This is a genomic window from Saccharopolyspora sp. NPDC049426 (genome assembly GCF_040676935.1).
In the GTDB taxonomy this organism is placed as follows: Bacteria; Actinomycetota; Actinomycetes; order Mycobacteriales; family Pseudonocardiaceae; genus Saccharopolyspora.
The window spans coordinates 277836-299411 of record NZ_JBFAPZ010000001.1 but is presented as its reverse complement, the minus strand read 5'-3'; the positions used below and the strand labels follow the sequence as shown (position 1 = coordinate 299411).

The window sequence follows — 21576 nt, the reverse complement described above, 5'->3', positions numbered from 1 at the left end:
CCGGGCCTCAGCCGAACAGCTTCGGCAGGGTGCCTTCCCAGGCTTCGCGGAGCTCCGGCAGCGGGATCTCGGTGACGTCCTGGATGTCCAGCGAGTTCGAGCCCGCGTCGGCGACGCCGACCTTTGCCCACGGCAGGCCGCGGACGGTGCACATGTCGGTGAAGCGCAGCTCCTCGGAGCGCGGGACCGCGACGAGGACACGACCGGCGGACTCGGAGAACAGCTGGACGAACGGGTCCGCGCCCTCCGGCAGCACCACGCGGGCACCGCACTCGCCGACCAGCGCCGTCTCGACCAGCGCCTGCGCCAGACCGCCCTCGGAGAGGTCGTGCGCGGCGGAGATCATGCCGTCGCGGGAACCCGCGAGCAGGATCTCGGCCAGCAGCTTCTCGCGGGCCAGGTCGACCTTCGGCGGCGTGCCGCCGAGGTGGTCGTGCGCCACGCGGGCCCACTCCGAACCGCCGAACTCCTCGCGCGTCTCGCCGAGCAGGATCAGCGTCTCGCCTTCCTCGCCACCGATGCCGGTGGGGATGCGGCGGGTGACGTCGTCGATCGTGCCGAGCACGCCGACGACCGGAGTCGGCAGGATCGCCTGCTGACCGGTCTGGTTGTAGAAGCTGACGTTGCCGCCGGTGACCGGGATGCCCAGCTCGGCGCAGGCGTCGGCCAGGCCGCGCACCGCCTGCTGGAACTGCCACATCACGCCCGGGTCCTCCGGCGAACCGAAGTTCAGGCAGTTGGTGACGGCCATCGGCGTGGCACCGGTGGTGGCCACGTTGCGGTACGCCTCGGCCAGCGCCAGCTGCGCACCCGTGTACGGGTCGAGCCTGGTGTAGCGCGCGTTGCAGTCGGTGGCGATCGCGATGCCGCGACCGGTCTCCTCGTCGATGCGCAGCACGCCGCCGTCGGACGGCTGGGCCAGCACGGTGTTGCCCCGCACGTAGCGGTCGTACTGGTCGGTGACCCACGCGCGCGAGCACAGGTTCGGCGAGGCGGCCATCGTCAGGATGGTCTCCCGCAGCTCGTCCGAAGTGGACGGACGGGCCAGGGTGTTGGCGTTGTCGGCGGCGATGAGGTCCTGCTCGCCCGGCCGCTCGACGGGACGCTGGTAGACCGGGCCGTGGTGGGCCACGGTCCGCGGCGGCACGTCGACGACGAGCTCGTCCTGCCAGTAGATCTCGAGGTTCTCGCCGTCGGTGACCTCACCGATGACGTTGGCCGTGACGTCCCACTTCTGGCAGACCTTCATGAACGCGTCCACCTTGGACGGATCCACGACGGCGCACATGCGCTCCTGGGACTCGCTGGAGAGGATCTCCGCGGCGTTCATGCCGACGGCGCGGAGCGGGACCTGGTCCAGGTCGACGCGCATGCCGCCGTCACCGGCCGCGGCCAGCTCGGAGGTCGCGCAGGACAGCCCGGCGCCCCCGAGGTCCTGGATGCCCACGACCAGGCCCGAGTGGTACAGGTCCAGGCAGCACTCGATGAGCACCTTCTCGGCGAACGGGTCGCCGACCTGCACGCTGGGCAGCTTCTTGCGGCCGCCCGCGCTCTCGTCGCCGTCGAAGGTCTCCGAGGCCAGCACGGACACGCCACCGATGCCGTCGAGGCCGGTGCGCGCGCCGAAGAGGATGATCTTGTTGCCCTTGCCGGAGGCGTGCGCGAGGTGCAGGTCCTCGGTCTTCATCACGCCGACGCACATGGCGTTGACCAGCGGGTTCCCGGCGTAGGAATCGTCGAAGACGACCTCGCCGCCGATGTTGGGCAGACCCAGGCAGTTCCCGTAGCCGCCGACTCCGGCGACGATGCCGGGCAGGACGCGCTTGGTGTCCGGGGCGTCGGCGGGGCCGAAGCGCAGCGGGTCGGCGACGGCTACCGGGCGGGCGCCCATCGCCATGATGTCGCGGACGATGCCGCCCACACCCGTGGCCGCGCCCTGGTAGGGCTCGACGTAGGACGGGTGGTTGTGGCTCTCCAGCTTGAAGGTGACCGCCCAGCCGTCGCCGATGTCGACCACGCCGGCGTTCTCGCCGATGCCGGCGAGCATCTTGGCGCGCATCTCGTCGGTGGTGGTCTCGCCGAAGTACTTGAGGTGGACCTTCGAGGACTTGTAGGAGCAGTGCTCGCTCCACATCACCGAGTACATCGCCAGCTCGGCCTCGGTGGGCCGGCGGCCGAGGATCTCGCGGATCCGCTGGTACTCGTCGTCCTTCAGGCCCAGCTCGCGGAACGGCTGGTCGACGTCCGGAGAGGTCTTCGCCCGGTCGACGGAGTCGATGTGGCCGGCTCCACCGGCCGTGTCGATCTTGTCGGTCACGCTGCCACCAAAGAATCCAGAACGGACAGGAACATGCCGAGGCCGTCGTCGGTGGGCCCGGTCAGCGGGTCGATCGCGTGCTCGGGGTGCGGCATCATGCCCGCGATCCGCCCGCGCGAGTCGGTGATGCCCGCGATGTCGCGCCGCGACCCGTTCGGGTTCTCCCCGGCGTAGCGGAACAGCACGCGGCCTTCGCCTTCGAGCTGGTCGAGCACGGCCTCGTCGGCCACGTAGTTGCCCTCGCCGTGCTTGATCGGGATGAGCAGCTCGGCGCCGGCGTCGTAGCGAGTGGTCCAGGCGCTGGAGTTGTTCTCCACCTTCAGCCACTGGTCGCGGCACACGTAGTGCAGGCCCGCGTTGCGGGTCAGCACGCCGGGCAGCAGCCCGGACTCGCACAAGATCTGGAAGCCGTTGCACACGCCCAGCACCGGCATCCCCTTGCCCGCGGCGATGATGACCTCGGTCATCACCGGTGCGAACTTGGCGATCGCGCCGCAGCGCAGGTAGTCGCCGTAGGAGAAGCCGCCGGGCACGACCACGGCGTCGACGCCCTTGAGGTCGTGGTCGGCGTGCCAGAGGGCGACGGCCTCGCCACCGGCACGGCGGACCGCCCGCGCGGCGTCGACGTCGTCGAGCGTGCCGGGGAAGGTGATGAAACCGATCTTCGCGCTCATGCTTCCACCCGGCGCACGACGAAGTCCTCGATCACGGGGTTGGCCAGCAACGTCTCGGCGATGTTGGCGAGCGTGGCATCGTCGACGTCGTCGGCGACCTCCAGCTCGAACCGCTTCCCCTGGCGGACTTCGGTGATGCCGTCGAACCCGAGACGGGGCAGCGCGTTGGCCACCGCCTGTCCCTGCGGGTCGAGGATCTCCTGCTTCGGCATGACGTCGACAACGACTCGGGCCACGGGTGCTGCTCCCGGTTTCCGTGCAGATCCGCCGGTACCGGCGGATGGCCAGCAGTACGTGCGCAGCGTAACTGAGCTGGGCGTTCGCCCTCCCGAGCAGGGGCCTGACGTGCGTCGCAGCTCACCCATCGCCTGTGTTCTGCATCACCCGAAGGGGTGGTTGTCTGAACCTATTCCGGGGTTGGGCGTCTTCAGGACATCAACGACATCGCTCGCACTGAGGGGATTTCACGATGCGCAGCTTGAAGACCGCGCTCGCCGGAGCCGCACTCGCCGGCCTCGCGCTGACCGCCACCGGGCCCATCGCCACCGCTGTTCCGGCCACCGGCACCGCGCCGACCGCCGCGGTCACCGCCCAGGGCGACGGGCTGACCGTCGACCGCGCCGTGGTGCGCCCGGGTGAGCAGCTGAAGATCCACCTCGACCACGGGCCGGAGGCGCTGAGCTGGATCTCCTCCGGTTCGTTCGTCCGCGACTCCGAGCACCCGATGGGCGCCGACGAGGGAGTCGCCCACCTGGTCCGCGACTCCGGCGGCAGCGCCGACGCGGTCGCCACCATCGGCGACGTCCCGCCCGGCCAGTACGTGGTGCACGCACGCGTGGGCGGCGGCTCGGTTCCGGGAGTCACCATCACCGTCCGATGACAGGAGGCGAAGACCGGCGGGGCTCGGGGGCCACCGGTCTTCGCCCTCGCGCGGGCGGTGGCAGAGTGGGGTGCGGATTTCGCCCGCCGCTGAGGAGGATTCGCGTGCACATCACCCACTTCGGACATGCGTGCGTGCTGCTGGAGACCGGGTCGGCCAGGCTGCTGCTCGATCCGGGCGCGTTCTCGACCGACTTCGAGGACCTGCGCGACCTCGACGCCGTGCTGATCACCCACCAGCACCCCGACCACCTCGACTTCGAGCGGCTCCCGGCGCTGCTGGCGGCCAACCCGGACGCCCGGCTGGTCGTCGACCCGGGCAGCGCTCCCGCCGTCGCCGAGAAGGGCCTGACCGCCACCACGGCTCGGCCCGGCGACGCCCTTGAACTGGGCGGATCCTCGATCAACATCGTCGGCGGGCAGCACGCGGTGATCCACCCGGACATCCCGAACATCGACAACATCGGCTACCTCGTCGACCACGGCGCCTTCTACCACCCGGGCGACGCGTTCCACGTCCCCGAGCAGCGGGTCGACGTGCTGGGCCTGCCTACCGGCGCGCCCTGGCTCAAGCTCTCCGAGGCCGTCGACTTCCTGCGCGCCGTCGCGCCGCGCGCCGCCGTGCCTATCCACGAAGCGGTCCTGGCGATGCCCGCGATGCACTACCGCAGGTTCGAAGAGCTCAGCCCCTCGGAGACCACGGTCGACGTCCTCCCCCGGGGCTCGGCCACGGAGGTCTAGGGCGATGTGCGGTCGTGGTCCGAACCGTCCATGATCGATGTCCTCGCCCGGGCAGTTCGGACCATGTCCCGATCACCAGGCCTCGTGCGGAATCCGCGGGGTCGGGATCCGGTCCGGCTCCGAGCGGACCGTGGCGAACGAGGCGTAGGTGACGGGCTCGGCGCCGTGGTGCAGCGCCAGGTCCACCGCGTCCAGGATCGCGTGGCGCACCGCCGGTTTCGCCAGCGTCTGCGCCTCCAGCGCCAAGCGGACGGCACGTCCTCGGCGAGCCGCGCGACCGGCGCCCAGCACCAGCGCCCGGCACCACCACGGCTCCGCGACCTCACCCGGACCCAAGATCCGGATGCGGGACCGCAGCACGGTGCCGGTGCCGAGGTCGCGCACGCCCAGAGCGTCCGCGCACACCGCGAAGCCACGCCGCTGAGCGGCCAGGACCGTTCCCGGCGAGGCCAGCCAGCGCGGCGGGATGAACGTGTGCGTGCGCAGCCCGGCCTGCTCCAGCACCGCCGAGGCCGCCACCAGCCGCAAACCCGCTTCGTGCGCGGGGAGCCGCGCCGCAGGCGCGAGCCGCGAGCGCAGACCGGGTGAGCTGCGGGCGAAGCCGTGCAGGCTCACCGTGTCCCGGCCGTTGAGCCGATCGGCCACCCAGCCGAGCAGCGGTGACCTGCGGTCGCGGGCGTCGAGATCGGTCGGGCTCGGAGAGATCAACAAGGACAGCGGGACGTTCCGGCGGTCCAGCTCCGCGGCGAAATCCGCGCAGCTGTCCAGCGACCGGTGTTCCAGCCCCGACAACGACACCACGAGCGGCGTGCTCACAAACACCCATTCGGCCTGGCGCGGGTGACCGTTACCTGAAAGCCAGGTGTCCCCCCGGCGCAAATCCGGCGAACCTCCACCCCGCAACCATCAAACGCGCAGGCCAGGTCCACCCCGCGACACGCCGCCCAATCCCGCTACCGGGTGAAGCATTCGAATTTCGCGCGAAATTCGACCCCGAAGTTCTCGACTCGAATTTCGCGCGAAATTCGAAAGCCCGTGGTCAGGAGCCCTGCGGCCAGTCGGCGAAGGAGCGGCCCGTGATGCGCTCGTACGCCTCGATGTAGCGGGCCCGGGTCGCCTCGACGATGTGGTCCGGCAGCGCGGGCGGCGGGGTGTCGGAATGGCGGTCCCAGCCGGATTCCTCCGAGGTCAGCCAGTTGCGGACGAACTGCTTGTCGAAGGACGGCTGGACCTTGCCCGCCTCGTAGCCGTTGGCCGGCCAGTAGCGGGACGAGTCCGGGGTCAGCACCTCGTCGCCGAGCACCAGCTCACCGGCGGAGTTGTGGCCGAACTCGAACTTCGTGTCCGCCAGGATCACGCCGCGCTCGCGCGCGTGCTCCGCCGCGCGGGCGTAGACGCGCAGCGTCAGGTCCCTCAGCTCGGTGGCGAGCTCGGTGCCCTCCTTCGCGGCGACGGCCTCGAAGCTCACGTTCTCGTCGTGCTCGCCGATCTCGGCCTTGGTCGCCGGGGTGAAGATCGGCTCCGGCAGACGCGACGACTCGACCAGCCCGTCCGGCAGCGCGACGCCGCACACCGAACCGGTGCGCTGGTAGTCGATCAGCCCGGACCCGGTCAGGTAGCCGCGGGCCACGCACTCCACCTGCACCATGCTCAGCCGCTTGACCAGCAGCGCGCGGCCGCGGACCTCGGCGGGGATGCGCGGGTCGTCGCGGGCCACCAGGTGGTTGGGCAGCTCGTCGGCCAACAGCTCGAACCAGAACACGCTCATCGCGGTGAGCACGGCGCCCTTGTCCGGGATCGGCGTGTCCAGCACGTGGTCGTAGGCCGAGATGCGGTCCGAGGCGACCAGCAGCAGGTGTTCGTCGTCAACGGCGTGCAGCTGGCGAACCTTGCCTGCCGCGATCTGGGGGTAATCGGCGAGTGCAACCACGACGCGATTGTCTCCCACCGCAGGTTGGCGGCTCGCACGTGGTGGGATTGAGGGGATCAGGAGGAGGAGATCGTGACCGAGAATTTCACCGACTGGCTGCGCGGTCGCAGCGAACCCGACTGGACCCAGGTCGTGGAGCACCCGTTCACCGACGCGCTCTTCGACGGTTCCATGCCCGACGAGTACATGAGCTCCTACCTGGTGCAGGACTACCAGTTCGTGGACGACTTCCTTGCGCTGCTCGGCGCCGCCGTCGCCCAGGCCGACCGGTACTCCTCGCGGCTGGCGCTGGCGGGCAGCATCGCGGTGGTCACCAGCGAGGAGAACACCTACTTCCAGCGCTCCTTCGACGCGCTGGGAATCGGTGAGGCCGACCGGGTCAACCCGGAGCTGGACCCGGCGACGGTGGCGTTCCGCGACCTGATGCGCGACACCCGCGACAACGGCGGCTACGCCGAGATCCTGACGGTGCTCACCGTCGCCGAGTGGACCTACCTGGAGTGGGCGGTGCGTGCACCGGCGAAGCCGGAGAACTTCGTCCACGCCGAGTGGATCGAGCTGCACGCCAACCCCGACTTCAAGGAGTGGGTGACCTGGCTGCGCTCCGAGCTCGACCGCATCGGCGCGGACCTCGACGAGCGCGAACGAGCCCGCTGCCTGCGCCTGTTCCAGCAGGCCACCAAGTGCGAGATCGACTTCTTCAACGCCCACTGGGACTGAAGGTTCATTCAGATCTCACCTTGCTCAGCGGTGCAAGTAGCGGAAACCCCCGAATGGGAAAGCACTGAGGTCCTCCTGCTCCGGGCGCGCCGACTCATGTGCCAATACACCACGTCGACACGTCCTCACAGGAGAACCACCTCAGAACCCGCGGCGGTGCGAGCTGAGTCCCACACCTGAAACAGCGGCTACCGCCGCATTCCTCAAGCAACGCGGAGCGGTAGTTCCTGGCCCTCGCCCGGTGGCGGGCGGTGCAGGTCAGAGGATGTCGCTCGGGGAGTAGGTCGCGGCCTGGGGGTACTGGGTCGCTACCTTCTCCACTGCGGCGACGACGTCGCTGACCTGGGACGACGCTGCGCCGGTGAAGGCCAGCTTGTCGGCCAGGAGGGCTTCCAGCTGCTCGCGGTCGAGCGGCAGCCGCTCGTCGGCGGCGAGCCGGTCGAGGAGGTCGTTGCGCTCGGCGCCCTGCTCGCGCATGTCCAGGGCGACCGCGACGGCGTTCTCCTTGATCGCCTCGTGCGCGACCTCCCGGCCCACGCCCGCGCGAACCGCTCCCATCAGCACCTTGGTGGTCGCGAGGAACGGCAGGTAGCGGTCGAGCTCGCGGGCCACGACGGCCGGGAACGCCCCGAACTCGTCGAGCACCGTCAGGAACGTCTCCAGCAGGCCGTCGAAGGCGAAGAACGCGTCCGGCAGCGCCACCCGGCGGACCACCGAGCACGACACGTCGCCCTCGTTCCACTGGTCACCGGCCAGTTCCGCGCTCATCGAGACGTACCCGCGCACGATCACCGCGAGACCGTTGACGCGCTCGCAGGAGCGGGTGTTCATCTTGTGCGGCATGGCGCTGGAGCCGACCTGGCCGGGCTTGAAGCCCTCGGTGACCAGCTCGTGCCCGGCCATCAGCCGGATCGTCTTGGCGACGCTGGAGGGCGCGGCGGCCAGCTGCGAGAGCAGGCTCAGCACCTCGAAGTCCAGCGAGCGCGGGTAGACCTGGCCGACGCTGGTGAGCGTGCTGGCGAAGCCGAGGTGACCGGCGACGCGGCGCTCCAGCTCGGTGAGCTTGTCGGTGTCGCCGCCGAGCAGGTCGAGCATGTCCTGAGCGGTGCCGACCGGGCCCTTGATGCCGCGCAGCGGGTAGCGGTCGAGGAGCTCTTCGAGGCGGCGGAAGGCGACGAGCAGCTCGTCGGCGGCGGTGGCGAAGCGCTTGCCCAGCGTGGTGGCCTGCGCGGCGACGTTGTGCGAACGACCGGCCATGACCAGCTCGGCGTTCTGCCCGGCGAGCTTGGCCAGCCGGGCGAGCACGGCGACGGTGCGGTCGCGGACGTGCTCCAGGCTGCGGCGGACCTGCAGCTGCTCGACGTTCTCGGTCAGATCCCGCGAGGTCATGCCCTTGTGGATCTGCTCGTGACCGGCCAGGGCGTTGAACTCCTCGATCCGGGCCTTCACGTCGTGCCTGGTCACGCGCTCACGCGCGGCGATGGAGTCGAGGTCGACCTGCTCCAGCACCCGCTCGTAGTCGGCCACGGCCTGCTCCGGCACCTCGATGCCGAGGTCGGCCTGGGCGCGCAGCACGGCCAGCCAGAGGCTCCGCTCGAGAACGATCTTGTGCTGCGGCGACCACAGCTCGACCAGCTCCGGCGAGGCGTAGCGACCGGCGAGAACATTGGGGATGCTGGGCTTGTCCGTCACCCGGCCAGGATAATTGACGGGCGTGTCGACTCGTTCTGCGTAGCGGCTGACGACCCGCTCGGCGTCGCGGATCGGTGCACCCGAGGTGGCTGAGGGGCCGCTGCCCGTGGAGTTCGCCGCGATCGAATCCCGACCCCGCCGAACTCGTCCGTCCCAGGGCGTTCACGTCGTGAAACATTTTCCGTCAATCGCCGGTTCGGCGAAATCATCAATTCCGCTCGATCCGGTGTGGGATTCTGGACGAATACAACGGCGCGAACTTATGGTTGACCGACGCATTCGCGGCTGTGCACGGGAACGGGAGCGGATGGACATCACCAGGTTCACCGAAGATCGGCAGGACGTGTTCTGGATCGTGGGCGCAGGTCAGGCGGAACGCCACGCGACGACCATGCGACCAGGGGCGGTGTACGCCGGGCAATGCGTAGCGGCGCTCTGCGACGTTCAGATCAAGATTCCGCAGCCAACCCCGCTGGGCCGCGATCCGCTGACTAAGAAAGTCACAAGAAAGTGCCCAGCGTGCGAAGGAATCGCCGAGGTCAAGAATTACGCGGAAACCAGTTGGGACTTTTAACGTGAAAGAACGTTCTCGGTTCGCCAGATGACCGGGCGGCGTTCTTGCACGCGAATCAGGAAAGCTGCGTGCGCAACATTCTGCGGGCCACTCCGCGCGGATCGGGATCGGACTCGATCAGCGCGTTCACCACGGCTCCGTCGACCAGCGCGACGAGCTCGGTGAGCCGCTCCGCGCCCACCTCCATACCGCTGCGGTAGAAGATCTCCGCGAGCAGGTTCTGCAGCTCGACGGCCATCTCGCGCATCAGCGGGGCGAGGTAGGGGCGGCGCGGCGAGCCGACCAGCCGCTCGTAGCGCAGCAGCACCGGCTCGACGCCGCCGTGCCGGGAGTCGACGCCCAGGAGCAGGTCCAGCAGGAGTTCGATCACCGCGTCGGTGCTGCGCTGCTGCTCGGACAGATCGGCGAGCCGGGCCCGCCCGGCGGCGAGCTCCTCCCTCGCGTTGTGCTCCACCGCTGCGGTGATCAGGTCTTCCAGCGAGGAGAAGTAGTAGGTCGTCGACGCCAGCGGAAGCGCGGCGCGCTCGGCAACGGCGCGGTGCCGCACCGCGTCGAACCCGCCCTCGACGAGCAGCTGCGCCGCAGCCGCAACCAACGCCTGCCGCCGCCGCTCGCCCTTCGGTGTGCTGGCCGCTGTCATGACCCGCGATCCTATGCCGTGTCCGGAACATCCGGTTGATCGCCGCTGCGGAGGAACTCCGCAGCACGGCCGACCAGCCGCTTCACCGATCAGAACCGGGTGGCGAGGTCCCCGGCGATGCTGCCGACCCGCGTGACGAACGGAGCCCCCGGCGAACCGGCCTCGGGCTCGCTGAGCACCACCACGAGCTTGCCGCTGCGCGCCTTGCGCACCGACTGCTGCGCACCGTCGGGACGCTGCACGTCGCCTGGGGCCGACTGGCCCGCCTGCGCCGCGCCCGCCGGACTGATCATCACCGTCACCCGCCCTGCCGCGGCACCGTCGCGCAGCGAGAACGCCGCCGCCTTCGCGCCGGTCGGGCACGTGCGCACCGATGTCGGCGTGGTGCTCCCGGCCTCGGGCAGCGTGGCCTCGACCGCTTCGACCAGCGACGCGTCCGGCTGGCAGCCGGACGAGCGCGGGCTGATCCCGCCGGACTCGAGATGCGGGCCGGGTGCCGCCGTCTGCGGTGCCACCGGCGGCGGGCTCGCCACCGTGTCGGTCTTCGACGAGAACCAACCGGTTCCCGCCCCGATCCCGCCGACCAGCACCGCAGCCGCCACGACCGTCCCACCGGCGGTCGCGGTCATCCGGCGCCGGGCCGTGATCCGCCGCGACGCCGTCGAGATGTCGCCTTCGTCGAACGACGCCGGCGGAACGGCTCGCACCGAGTCACGGAAAAGCTCTTCGAGCTTGCGCTCGTCCAACCCGCACCCCCTTCACGCGGACCTCAGATCCCCGAGCTCGTCTCCCAGCACCTCTCGCAGCGTCGCCAACCCCCTGGCGCACTGGCTCTTCACGGTTCCTTCGCTGCATCGCATCACCGCCGCCACTCCCGCGACGTCCAGCCCCTCGAGGAACCGCAGGACCAGCACGGCGCGCTGCTTCGGCGGCACCTTGCGCAACCCCGCGATGAGGGTCTGCCTGGTGGACACCGAGTCGTCCACGTCCGGGTCGTCGACCGGACTGTCGGGCAGAGTCTCGGCGGCCCTCTCCCGTCGCCAGGGCCGCCTCGACTCGTCGATCACCGCCCGGGTCAAGGTCCGGCGCACGTACGCGTCGAGCGCGCCCTTGTCCCGGACCTTTCGCCAGTGGCGGTGCAGGGCGATGAACGCGGTCTGGGCGAGATCGTCCGCGCGGTGCCAGTCGCCGCACATCATGTACGCCATCCGACGCACCGCCTCCCGCCGAGCCACGAAGTACTCCGCGAACTCCTGCTCTTCGCGCTGGTCCACGCGGAACTCTCCGCTCGTTCGTTGCCTGCACTGCTATGACGGGATCGCGTGCCCGAACCGTTGCACGACGTTTCGAGCCGATCCACCTGTGATTGATACCGCAGCGGTGAGATCACGCCTCACAGGGCCATTGCCCCGACCCGGTGCAGGTGTGATGTGATCTGTTCGTGACCACTCCGGCGCCCATCGATCTCCGCTCCGACACGGTGACTCGTCCCGACGAGCAGATGCTTGCCGCGATGGCCGCCGCCGAAGTCGGCGATGACGTCCTCGACCACGATCCCACCACGCGCGCGCTGGAGGAACGGGTGGCCCAGCTTCTGGGCACCGCCTCGGCGTTGTGGGTGCCCAGCGGCACGATGGGCAACCTGATCGCGCTGATGCTGCACCTCAAGCGGGGCGACCGCTTCCTCGCGCCGCGCGGTGCGCACGTGCTCAACCACGAGCTCGGTTCGGCGGCGTGGCTGGCGGGCGGGATGCCGGATCCGCTGGAGTGGGACGCCGGTCCGGGCGCGCCCACGGCCGAGGCGGTGCGCACGCAGGCGAACCTGACCATGGCCTACGACGCCCTGCACACCACGTTGCTGTGCCTGGAGAACACGCACAACGGCGCGGGTGGGGCGGTCCTCCCGCCGCACGAGCACGCACGGCTGGCGGCCGCGGCGAAGGAGCTCGGCCTCAAGGTGCACCTCGACGGCGCCCGGTTGTGGAACGCCTCGGTCGCGCTCGGTGTGCCTCCCGCCGCGCTGACGGTGGGCGTGGACAGCGTGCAGGTGTGCCTGAGCAAGGGTCTCGGCGCGCCGGTCGGATCGGTGCTGGCAGGAGAAGCGGAGTTCATCAAGGCCGGGCGGCGGATCCGCAAGATGCTCGGTGGCGGCGTCCGGCAGGGCGGTGTGCTGGCCGCGGCCGGGCTGGTCGCGCTGGACCGCGTCGACGCGCTGGCGGACGATCACGACAACGTCCGGGTGCTCGCCGACGGCCTGACCGAGCAGGGCTGGCAGGTGACCGCGCCGCAGACGAACATGCTGCTGGCGGCGGTCCCGGACGTGCAGCTGACGTTGCAGCGGCTGCGCTCGGTGGGCGTGCTGGCGGTGCCGATGAACGGGCAGGTCCGGTTCGTCACGCACCGGGACGTGTCCAAGTCGGACGTGGAAGAGGCGTTGCGCCGGATCGACCGAGCCGGGGTCTAGCGCGAGGAGCGGAGGTTCGAATGCTGCGGTGGATCGTGTTCGACTACGGCGAGGTCATCAGCCGACGCACCCACGCGCTGCCCGACATGGCCGCGATGCTGGACACCGATCTGCCGACCTTCGAGGAGGCCTACTGGGCCGAGCGCCGGGCCTACGACGCGGGTATCTCCGACGCCGACTACTGGCGCGCGGTGGCCGCACGACTGGACCGCGAGCTGGACGACTCGCTGATCCACCGCCTGACCAGCGTCGACGTCGACGGCTGGATGTTCGCCGACCCGGATTCGCTGGCACTGCTGGAAGACCTGCACCGGCGCGAGGTACCGCTGGCGCTGCTGTCCAACGCCTCGACGACGTTCGCCCGCGCCGGTGAGAGCAAGCCGTGGGCGCGGTTCTTCGACCACCTGCTGTTCTCCTGCGACCTGCGCGTCACCAAGCCCGCCCCGGAGATCTGGCGGATCCTGCTCGACACCCTCGGCGCCGAGCCCGCCGAATGCCTGTTCTTCGACGACCGCGCGGAGAACATCGCCGGCGCCCGGCAAGCAGGCCTCAACGCGGAGCTCTGGCACTCAGCCGACCACGCCCGCGACCTCCTCCAAGAAAAACTGGCCGCCTGAGCACCGAAGGTGCTCTCTCCTTCACCACCTGAGCAGCTTGCACCGCCGGGGGTTCTGAGCGGCTTCGTGGCGAGCACGCCGCGAAGCCGATGTCCACCCCCTGGGTAAGCGGAATACATCAGGAGTGGCGCGCGGAGTCCACGGAGCCGGTCAGGTTCCCCCACCCGCACCGCCAAGCAAGCCGACCACCGTGATGATGGGCCTACACCTAGGGCTTGATTTCCTTTTTGTCTTTGGCCCAGCCCAGGGCGGCGGTGGCGACGAACAGGATCCCGCCGATCACCGCGAGCCAGAACAGGCCCTTGATCAGCACTCCGGCGACGGAGACCACCAGCCACAGGACCAGCAGACCGCCGAGCACCTTCCACAACATCACGACCACCTCTTCACCGGGGAGAGTCCCGCGCGTCCAGCCTGCCAGAGGGAACGCGGAAATCGGCAGGTCGAAGGCCCGGTTCCGGGAAACATCAGGGTGCCCCTGAGCCCCGCCGAGCCACCGGGTCTACAGCCAGGCTCCGAGCCGTTGAACGGCCTCGGTGATGTCGTGGGGATCGCCCGCGAAGGAGAGGCGCAGGTAGTGGTGGCCGCGGGCCGGGTCGAAGTCCACGCCGGGGACCAGCGCCACGCCCGTGTCGTCGAGGAGCCGGCGGCAGAACGACGCCGCGTCGTCGGTGTGATCGCTGATGTCGACCCACGCGTAGAAGGCGCCGTCCGCCGGGGCGACCTTGGTGATGCCCGCGTCCGCCAGACCGTCGAGCAGCAGCGCCCGGTTCTCCCGGTAGCGCTCGACCTGGGCCTCCACCTCGTCGTAGGCCTCCGGGCTGAACGCCGCGACGGCCGCCTGCTGCGAGATCGCGGGCGGGCAGAGGGTGAAGTTCCCGGTCAGCGAGTCGACCGCGCGCAGCAGGCGCGGCGGCACGAGCATCCAGCCGAGGCGCCACCCGGTCATCGACCAGAACTTGGAGAAGCTGTTGACCACGATCGCCTCGGCGGAGAACTCCCGCGCGGTGTGCAGCGGTTCGCCGTAGCTGAGGCCGTGGTAGATCTCGTCGCTGATCAGCTGCACCCCGTTGGCCTCGCACCATTCCGCGAGCCCGGCGAGCTCGTCGCGGGAGAGCACGGTGCCGGTCGGGTTGGCGGGGCTGGCGACGATCAGCCCGCGCACCGGCTCGTCGAGGGCTTCGAGCATCTCGACGGTCGGCTGGAACCGGGTGGACGCGTCGCAGGGCAGCTCGACGACCTCGCAGCCCAGCGCGGACAGGATGTTGCGGTAGGCCGGGTACCCCGGGCTGGCCAGCGCGACCCGGTCACCGGCGTCGAAGGCGCCGAGGAACGCCAGCAGGAACGCGCCCGAGGCGCCGGTGGTCACCACGACCTCGTCCACCGGGACCGAGCGGCCGTACGCCTTCTCGTAGTGCCCGGCGATGGCTTCCCGCAGCTCCAGGACGCCGAGCTGCTCGGTGTAACCCAGCGCGTTGCTCTCCAGCGCCCGCGCGGCGGCCTCGCGGACCGCCTTCGGCGCCGGGGTGGAGGGCTGACCGGCGGCCAGCGACACGACGTCGCCGCGCGCCCGCTGCCGGGCGGCTGCGGCCGTGAGGACCTCCATGACCTGGAACGGGTCTACGTTCGCGCGTTGTGCTGCGGCCAGCGCGGCGGGCTTCACCATGCGAGCCAGCGTGCCAGATGCCGGCGCGGATCCCGAGGACCGGGACCGCTCCGGCCGCTACCGGCCACCGCGGACGCGGCCGGTGCCGCCGGTCGTCAGGGTTTCGGAACGCTGATCTCGCCGTCGACCGCGCGAAGGGCGATGTCGGTGCGCCAGTGCGCACCGGGCAGGTGGACGCGCTCGACCCGCTGGTAGACCTCGTCGCGGGCGGTGCTGAGGTCGGAACCGGTGGCCACCACCGACAGGACCCGTCCGCCCGACGACAGCACGGCGCCGTCCTCGCGGCGACGCGTGCCGGAGTGCAGCACGCCCTGCAGGTCCGAGCCCTGGATGACGTCGTCGACGCGCGGGCGGCCCGGGTAGCCCTCGGCGGCCAGCACGACCGTCACCGCCGAGCCCTGCTCCCACTCCAGTTCCGGCTGCTCGGCGAGCTCACCGCGCGCCACGGCGTTGAACAGCTGCGCCAGCGGGGTGTGCAGCAGCGCCAGCACGGCCTGGGTCTCGGGGTCGCCGAAGCGGCAGTTGAACTCGATGACCTGCGGGCCGTTCGAGGTCAGCGCGAGTCCGGCGTAGAGCAGGCCGGAGAACGGGGTGCCGCGGCGGTCGAGCTCGTCGACGGTGGGCTGCACGACCGTGCGGACCACGGTGTCGACCAGGTCGTCCGGGGCCCACGGCAGCGGCGCGTAGGCGCCCATGCCGCCGGTGTTCGGGCCCGCGTCGCCGTCACCGACGCGCTTGAAGTCCTGCGCGGGCAGCAGCGGGACCACGGTGGTGCCGTCGACCAGGCAGAACAGCGAGGCTTCGGGCCCGTCGAGGAAGGACTCCAGCAGCACCGGGTGGCCGCCGTCGAGCAGCTTCATCGCGTGCGCGCGGGCGGCGTCGAAATCACCGGTGACCAGCACGCCCTTGCCCGCGGCCAGACCGTCGTCCTTGACCACCCAGGTCGGGCCGAAACCGGCCAGCGCGGCGTCCAGCTTCGCGGGGTTGTCCACGATCTCGCTGCGCGCGGTCGGCACACCGGCGGAGACCATGACGTCCTTGGCGAAGGCCTTGGACCCCTCGATGCGGGCCGCCGCCTTGGACGGGCCGAAGCACGGGATGCCCGCGGCGCGCACGGCGTCGGAAGCGCCTGCGACCAGCGGTGTTTCCGGTCCGAAGACCACCAGGTCGGCCTTCCAGCGGGTGGCCAGCGCGGCCACCTCGTCGGGCTTGGCGACGTCGACGGCGTAGGACTCGGCGAGCGCGGCGGTTCCGGCGTTGCCGGGCGCGCAGGCCAGTGCCGTCACGGACGGATCACGGGACAGCGCCAACACGATCGCATGCTCCCGGCCGCCGCCGCCGATCACGAGGATTCGCACAAAACGCAGCGTAGAGCGTGCGGTGGGCCACTTGGCGGCTGCCCCCGGGGAAGTGTTGCCGCCGGATGGCGCATCGCAGGTCGCGCGGCGTTCACCCGGCGGTCGGCCGCACGTCGCACTGGTGTGCCCCTGGCGTCGGATGCGGGGGGTTGGGTGGAGCCGCCACAATCGGAACGGGGAGAACGCATGACGATTCGGGGACGGTTGATCGCTTTGTCCGTTGTGGGCGCCGCCGCGCTCGGGGTGACCACCTCGGTGGGGCCCGCTGCCGCCGAGCCGGCCCCGGACACCGCGCAGATCGAGGTGTTCGGCCACCGAGGCGCCTCCGGCTACCGGCCGGAGCACACGCTCGCCTCCTACGAGCTGGCCGCCCGGATGGGCGCCGACTACATCGAGCCCGACCTGGTGCCCACCAAGGACGGCGTGCTGGTCGCCCGGCACGAGCCCGAGATCGGCGGCACCACCGACGTCGCCGAGCACCCGGAGTTCGCCTCCCGCAAGACCACCAAGGTCATCGACGGGACCGAGATGACCGGCTGGTTCACCGAGGACTTCACCCTCGCCGAGCTCAAGACGCTGCGCGCCAAGGAGCGCATCCCGGAGATCCGCCAGCACAACACGGTCTACGACGGCCTCTACGAGGTGCCGACCTTCCAGGAGGTGCTGGACCTGCGAGAGCGGCTGTCCGAGGAGCTCGGCCGCGACATCGGCGTGGCTCCGGAGACCAAGCACCCCAGCTACTTCCGCAAGCTCGGCCTGCCGGTCGAGCCCGGAGTGGTCGAGGCGCTCGACGCCAACGGCCTGAACGAGGAGGACGCGAAGGTCGTCGTGCAGTCCTTCGAGGTCGGCAACCTCAAGGAGCTGCGCGAACAGCTCCGGGTGCGGCTCGTTCAGCTGATCAGCAACAGCGGCGCACCGCAGGACTTCATCGAAGCCGGTGACCCGCGCACCTACGCCGACCTGGTCGCGCCGGAGGGGCTGAAAGAGATCGCGACCTACGCGGACGTGATCGGCCCCGACACCAAGGTGATCCTCCCGGTCGACGACAGCAACCACCTCACCGAGCCGACCACCGTGGTCGCCGACGCGCACGCCGCCGGTCTGCAGGTCGTGCCCTACACCGTCCGCGCCGAGAACAACTTCCTGCCCGCGGACTTCCAGTCCTCGCAGGACCCGGCCCAGTGGGGCGACGCCCTCGGTTTCTTCCACGCCCTCTACGACCAGGGCATCGACGGCGTCTTCAGCGACATGCCCGACCTCGCCATCACCGCCCGAGACCAGCACTGACCCACCGGCCCCACCTGGGGTGACCGGATTTCAGTGGAAGTCGGGAACCCGATTTCAGTGGAAATCGGACCCCTGAGTTCCGTGGAAGTCGGGTGCCCCGGGGTGGAGTGCGAGATGAGTGAGACCGTCGTCCCCTTTAGGGGGCGGCGGTTTCGTCGTTTCGGGTGATCGCGGGGGTGCGCACCTAGGGTGTCCATCGTGGACGGAGGTGCGAGTTGACCCAGCTGATTCTGGTCCTCATCGGGGCGTTGCTGGTCACGGCGCTGGCGCGGAGCCGGGAGATCGCTGCGCCGTTGCTGCTGGTGGCGGTCGGCATGGCGGTGTCGCTGGTGCCCGGGCTCGACGAGCTGCGCATCGAGCCGGAGCTGCTGCTCACCGCCGTGCTCCCGCCGCTGCTGTACGCGGCCGCGCTGGAGAGCTCGTTCACCAACTTCAGGGCGAGGATCCGTCCGATCGTGCACCACGGGGTGCTGCAGGTGATCGTCACGTCGTTCGTGCTGGGCTGGATCGCGTTCCTGCTGATCCCGGACCTGCCGCTGGCGTCGGCGATCGTGCTGGGCGCGGTGATCGCCCCGCCGGACGCGGTGACGGCGGCGGCGATCGGCCGCCAGCTGAAGCTGCCGCGCGGGGTGATGACGGTGCTCGGCGGCGAGAGCCTGATCAACGACGCCGCCGCGCTGACGATCTACCGGATGGCGATCACCGCGGCCGTGGGGACCACGCCGACGCTCGCCCAGGGCTTGTGGGTGTTCGCGCTGGCCGTGGTGGTCGGCGTCGTGCTGGGGCTGGGATTCGGGATGCTCGCGCAGCTGGCCCGCCAGCACATCCCGGACGTGCAGATTGCGACGCTGCTGGGCGTGCTCGTGCCGTTCATCGCCTACCTGACGGCCGAGGAGCTGGGCGGTTCCGGCGTGCTGGCGGTGGTCACCGCCGGGCTGTACGTGGGCCACAACCTGCCCCGGGCGCGCGCCGCCGGGCGGCTGCAGGAGCACACCGTGTGGGGCGCGATCAACCTGCTGCTGGAGAGCCTGGTGTTCGCCTACATCGGCCTGCAGTTGAAGTCGGTGGTCACCGAGGTGCTGGAGTCCGGGCGCCCGGCGGGTGACATCGCGCTGGCCACGCTGCTGATCCTGCTGTCGTTGATGGCGTTCCGGGTGCTCTGGATGTTCGCCTCGAACTACCTGCCCGGCGTGTCGCACCTGATCAGGAGTGGTCGCCAGCGCGGCGGCCGGTGGCGGCGGACGGCGGTGCTGTCCTGGGCGGGGATGCGCGGCGTGGTGACGCTGGCGGCGGCGGGCGCGATCCCGTTCACCACCGGCAGCGGAGCTCCGCTGCCCGGCCGCGAGGTGATCCAGTTCGTCGCCGCCGTGGTCACGGTCGGCACGATCCTGCTGCAGGGCACCACGTTGCCGCTGCTCATCCGCCGGTTGGGCATCACCGACCCGGAGGAGGCGCGCAGCGACGACCAGGCCGAGGCGGAGGCGCGGCGGATCGCCACGAACGCGGCCCTGGCCTACTTGGACGGGCTGACCCCGGCCGACGCGCGCTGCGAGAGCTCCGCGCTGAACCGGATGGTCTCCCGGATGCGAGGCCTGGTCGAGCACCAGGGCATGGCCGCGGCCGATCAGGTGGGGCGGACTCCGGCGGAGCGCGCCGACACCTCGACCCGGACGTTCTCCGAGCTGCGGCGCAGCATCATCGACGTGCAGCGCTCGGCGATCGCGGACGAACGCGACGCGGGCAACCTCGACGACGAGGTGCTGCGCCGCGTCCTCCGCGAACTCGACCTGCAGGAAGCCGCTGTGGAGAGCTCCTGGCGGAACCGCTGAGGGGACGGAGTTTCAGTTGAAACCCCGTCCACCGCGAGAGGATCAGGCCATCGAGTGGCGCACGATCGTCTGATCGCGCCCCGGACCCACGCCGACCGCCGACACGCGGGCGCCAGAGAGCTCCTCGATGCGTTCGATGTAGGCGCGGGCGTTGGCCGGCAGGTCCTCGAAGCTGCGGCAGTCGCTGAGGTCCTCCCACCAGCCCGGCATCTCCTCGTACACCGGAACCGCGTGGTGCACGCCGGTCTGGGTCATCGGCATGTCCTCGACCCGCTCGCCGTCGACGTCGTACGCGACGCAGATCGGGATGGTCTCCAGGCCGGAGAGCACGTCGAGCTTGGTCAGGAAGTAGTCGGTGATGCCGTTGACGCGGGTCGCGTAGCGGGCGATCACCGCGTCGAACCACCCGGTCCGCCGCGAGCGACCGGTGGTCACGCCGAACTCGCCGCCCTGCTTGCGCAGGTTCTCGCCGGCCTCGTCGGTCAGCTCGGTCGGGAACGGGCCCGCACCGACGCGCGTGGTGTAGGCCTTGAGGATGCCGATCACCGCGCTGATCTTCGTCGGGCCGATGCCGGAACCGGCCGAAGCGCCACCGGCGGTCGGGTTCGACGAGGTCACGAACGGGTAGGTGCCGTGGTCGACGTCGAGCAGCGTGCCCTGGGAACCTTCCAGCAGCACCCGCTCGCCGCGCTCCAGCGCCTTGTTGATCAGCAGCTTGGTGTCGGCGATGCGGCCCGCGAACTTCTCCGCCTGCCCCAGCACGGTGTCCACGACCTCTTCCGCGTCGATCGCGCGGCGGTTGTAGACCTTGACCAGGATCTGGTTCTTGATGTCGAGGGCGGCCTCGACCTTCTGGCGCAGGATCTTCTCGTCGAGCAGGTCCTGCATCCGCACGCCGACGCGAGCGATCTTGTCCTGGTAGCAGGGGCCGATGCCGCGGCCGGTGGTGCCGATCTGCTTCTTGCCCAGGTACCGCTCGGTCACGCGGTCGATGGCCACGTGGTACGGCATGATCAGGTGTGCGTCGGCGGACAGCAGCAGCCGCGAGGTGTCGACCCCGCGCTCCTCCAGACCGGCGAGCTCCTCCAGCAGGACGCCCGGGTCGACGACGACGCCGTTGCCGATCACGTTCGTCACGCCGGGGGTCAGGATCCCCGACGGGATGAGGTGCAGCGCGAAGTCCTGCCCGTCCGGGAGCACGACGGTGTGTCCCGCGTTGTTGCCGCCCTGGTAACGCACGACCCACTGCGCCTGCTCGCCGAGCAGGTCTGTCGCCTTACCCTTGCCTTCGTCGCCCCACTGGGCGCCGATCAGCACGATCGCCGGCATGTGAAACTCCAACCTGGACTGGGTGGTCGCCAGCGTGACCGCACGCTTCGCCCGCTCCCACCACGGGGTATGCCGGTCGATCAGGGTAAACCAGGAGCGAAACGTGAGTACCACCGCATTGTCCTGCGGAAACGTTGATGGCGCAGCGCGTCCGTCCGGTGACTCTGTGCAATGGCACGAGGTTTCCGCCGCGCCGGGTCGCAACGAGGTCGATCCGCTGCTGGCAGAAGCAACCGATCGGGTGGTCGTGCACGGCACTGACATGGACCTGGCGGCCGTCGTGCTGCGGTTGCTGCGCAAGGAACGGCTGACCGAACTGACCGTCGGCTACGTGCCGGTGGCCGACTCGCCGGTGGCCCGGCTGTGGGGGCTGGCCGTCGGGGACTTCGAGCGCGCGCTGACCGCGTCCCCGCGACCGGTGCCGCTGATCAGGGACGACTCGGGCGGAATCCTGCTGGGGGAGGGCGTGATCGCACCGATCACCGGCCAGGCGTACTGCGACGACGCGCAGGTCCTCAACGGCGCCGCGCAGAGCCTCGTGGTCTCCCCGGACCCGGACGCGGCACCGCTGCCGGACCCGACGGCCGATCCGCTGAACCACACGATCGAACCCCCGATGGACGGGCTGCGGGTCGGCATCACCCGGCGCGGGCTGCTGCGCCGTCGCACCGAATCCGCCCGGGGGCGGGCGTTCCAGGCGTCGTTCCGGTCGGCCACCGTGCGGCACGACGGCACCGATCACCCCAGGCCGATGGAGAAGTGGGTCTGGTACCGGCACACCGAGGACCTCAACCTGGCGCGTTGATCACCGAGTGTGTGGAATTCACATTCTGGTAGCGCGATCGGTGGCGACTTCACG

At 70.3% G+C, this 21576-nt stretch carries 22 protein-coding genes; 9 read left to right on the top strand and 13 right to left on the bottom strand.

The annotated features are described in order from the left end of the window. Nucleotides 1–7: 7 nt before the first annotated feature. Genes purL through purS form a run of 3 tightly spaced genes read right to left on the bottom strand, consistent with a single transcriptional unit; the run spans nt 8 to nt 3227 of the window. A complete protein-coding gene (gene purL / locus AB0J78_RS01370) occupies nt 8–2317 on the bottom strand; it encodes a phosphoribosylformylglycinamidine synthase subunit PurL (RefSeq protein WP_363785730.1) in 2310 nt (769 codons plus the stop codon). Further along, complete coding sequence (gene purQ / locus AB0J78_RS01365; protein WP_363785728.1) at nt 2314–2991, bottom strand: phosphoribosylformylglycinamidine synthase subunit PurQ; 678 nt, start codon at nt 2989–2991, stop codon at nt 2314–2316. Before purQ ends, purL begins: the two co-directional genes overlap by 4 nt. Then, nucleotides 2988–3227, bottom strand: a complete 240-nt coding sequence (gene purS / locus AB0J78_RS01360; RefSeq protein ID WP_132621754.1) for a phosphoribosylformylglycinamidine synthase subunit PurS — start codon at nt 3225–3227, stop codon at nt 2988–2990. Before purS ends, purQ begins: the two co-directional genes overlap by 4 nt. 233 nt (nt 3228–3460) lie before the next feature. Between purS and AB0J78_RS01355 the strand changes: the two genes are divergently transcribed. Beyond that, the gene (locus AB0J78_RS01355) at nt 3461–3871 is read left to right on the top strand and encodes a hypothetical protein (RefSeq protein WP_363785725.1); all 411 of its coding nucleotides are present in this window, start codon (nt 3461–3463) and stop codon (nt 3869–3871) included. Between the two features lie 104 nt (nt 3872–3975). Then, nucleotides 3976–4611 carry an MBL fold metallo-hydrolase gene (locus AB0J78_RS01350; protein WP_363785723.1) on the top strand — a complete coding sequence of 212 codons (636 nt, stop codon included), beginning with the start codon at nt 3976–3978 and terminating at the stop codon, nt 4609–4611. A 72-nt stretch (nt 4612–4683) separates the two neighbouring features. Here AB0J78_RS01350 and AB0J78_RS01345 read toward each other — a convergent pair whose 3' ends face one another. Both AB0J78_RS01345 and AB0J78_RS01340 read right to left on the bottom strand, forming a co-directional pair. Beyond that, nucleotides 4684–5427, bottom strand: coding sequence for a DUF2334 domain-containing protein (locus AB0J78_RS01345; RefSeq protein WP_363785720.1), 744 nt, complete (start codon nt 5425–5427; stop codon nt 4684–4686). A gap of 223 nt (nt 5428–5650) precedes the next feature. Continuing rightward, a complete protein-coding gene (locus AB0J78_RS01340; protein WP_363785718.1) occupies nt 5651–6541 on the bottom strand; it encodes a phosphoribosylaminoimidazolesuccinocarboxamide synthase in 891 nt (296 codons plus the stop codon). Nucleotides 6542–6613: 72 nt separating this feature from the next. Here AB0J78_RS01340 and AB0J78_RS01335 point away from each other — a divergent pair, with 72 nt between their 5' ends. Continuing rightward, on the top strand, nt 6614–7261 hold the full coding sequence (locus AB0J78_RS01335) for a TenA family protein (protein WP_363785715.1): 648 nt from the start codon (nt 6614–6616) through the stop codon (nt 7259–7261). Between the two features lie 258 nt (nt 7262–7519). Here the strand turns inward: AB0J78_RS01335 and purB are convergent, their stop codons facing one another. After that, entirely contained in the window at nt 7520–8953 is a 1434-nt protein-coding gene (purB, locus tag AB0J78_RS01330; RefSeq protein ID WP_363785712.1) for an adenylosuccinate lyase, read from the bottom strand. Between the two features lie 106 nt (nt 8954–9059). Here purB and AB0J78_RS01325 point away from each other — a divergent pair, with 106 nt between their 5' ends. Further along, on the top strand, nt 9060–9527 hold the full coding sequence (locus AB0J78_RS01325; RefSeq protein ID WP_363785710.1) for a hypothetical protein: 468 nt from the start codon (nt 9060–9062) through the stop codon (nt 9525–9527). 55 nt (nt 9528–9582) lie between these two features. Here the strand turns inward: AB0J78_RS01325 and AB0J78_RS01320 are convergent, their stop codons facing one another. From AB0J78_RS01320 to AB0J78_RS01310, 3 genes are all read right to left on the bottom strand, one after another. Further along, entirely contained in the window at nt 9583–10167 is a 585-nt protein-coding gene (locus tag AB0J78_RS01320; protein WP_363785707.1) for a TetR family transcriptional regulator, read from the bottom strand. A gap of 89 nt (nt 10168–10256) precedes the next feature. After that, entirely contained in the window at nt 10257–10874 is a 618-nt protein-coding gene (locus AB0J78_RS01315; RefSeq protein WP_363785705.1) for a hypothetical protein, read from the bottom strand. A 51-nt stretch (nt 10875–10925) separates the two neighbouring features. Continuing rightward, nucleotides 10926–11441, bottom strand: a complete 516-nt coding sequence (locus tag AB0J78_RS01310; RefSeq protein ID WP_132671969.1) for a SigE family RNA polymerase sigma factor — start codon at nt 11439–11441, stop codon at nt 10926–10928. 167 nt (nt 11442–11608) lie between these two features. Here AB0J78_RS01310 and AB0J78_RS01305 point away from each other — a divergent pair, with 167 nt between their 5' ends. Further along, nucleotides 11609–12631, top strand: coding sequence for a GntG family PLP-dependent aldolase (locus AB0J78_RS01305; protein WP_363785703.1), 1023 nt, complete (start codon nt 11609–11611; stop codon nt 12629–12631). Nucleotides 12632–12654: 23 nt separating this feature from the next. After that, on the top strand, nt 12655–13248 hold the full coding sequence (locus tag AB0J78_RS01300) for an HAD family phosphatase (RefSeq protein WP_363786363.1): 594 nt from the start codon (nt 12655–12657) through the stop codon (nt 13246–13248). Nucleotides 13249–13456: 208 nt separating this feature from the next. Here AB0J78_RS01300 and AB0J78_RS01295 read toward each other — a convergent pair whose 3' ends face one another. The 3 genes from AB0J78_RS01295 to purD form a co-directional block, all read right to left on the bottom strand. Then, nucleotides 13457–13621 (bottom strand): hypothetical protein, encoded by a 165-nt coding sequence (locus AB0J78_RS01295; RefSeq protein WP_363785701.1) that lies wholly within the window; start codon nt 13619–13621, stop codon nt 13457–13459. Between the two features lie 129 nt (nt 13622–13750). Continuing rightward, complete coding sequence (locus tag AB0J78_RS01290; protein WP_363785699.1) at nt 13751–14914, bottom strand: pyridoxal phosphate-dependent aminotransferase; 1164 nt, start codon at nt 14912–14914, stop codon at nt 13751–13753. Between the two features lie 95 nt (nt 14915–15009). Further along, nucleotides 15010–16272 carry a phosphoribosylamine--glycine ligase gene (gene purD, locus AB0J78_RS01285; protein ID WP_363785696.1) on the bottom strand — a complete coding sequence of 421 codons (1263 nt, stop codon included), beginning with the start codon at nt 16270–16272 and terminating at the stop codon, nt 15010–15012. A 186-nt stretch (nt 16273–16458) separates the two neighbouring features. On the opposite strand from purD, the gene AB0J78_RS01280 reads away from it, so the two are divergent. Both AB0J78_RS01280 and AB0J78_RS01275 read left to right on the top strand, forming a co-directional pair. Further along, the gene (locus AB0J78_RS01280) at nt 16459–17559 is read left to right on the top strand and encodes a glycerophosphodiester phosphodiesterase (RefSeq protein WP_363785693.1); all 1101 of its coding nucleotides are present in this window, start codon (nt 16459–16461) and stop codon (nt 17557–17559) included. Nucleotides 17560–17774: 215 nt separating this feature from the next. After that, complete coding sequence (locus AB0J78_RS01275; protein WP_363785690.1) at nt 17775–19388, top strand: Na+/H+ antiporter; 1614 nt, start codon at nt 17775–17777, stop codon at nt 19386–19388. Between the two features lie 42 nt (nt 19389–19430). Here the strand turns inward: AB0J78_RS01275 and AB0J78_RS01270 are convergent, their stop codons facing one another. After that, nucleotides 19431–20717, bottom strand: coding sequence for an adenylosuccinate synthase (locus tag AB0J78_RS01270; protein WP_363785688.1), 1287 nt, complete (start codon nt 20715–20717; stop codon nt 19431–19433). A gap of 166 nt (nt 20718–20883) precedes the next feature. On the opposite strand from AB0J78_RS01270, the gene AB0J78_RS01265 reads away from it, so the two are divergent. Continuing rightward, on the top strand, nt 20884–21522 hold the full coding sequence (locus tag AB0J78_RS01265) for a hypothetical protein (protein ID WP_363785685.1): 639 nt from the start codon (nt 20884–20886) through the stop codon (nt 21520–21522). Nucleotides 21523–21576 lie beyond the last annotated feature (54 nt).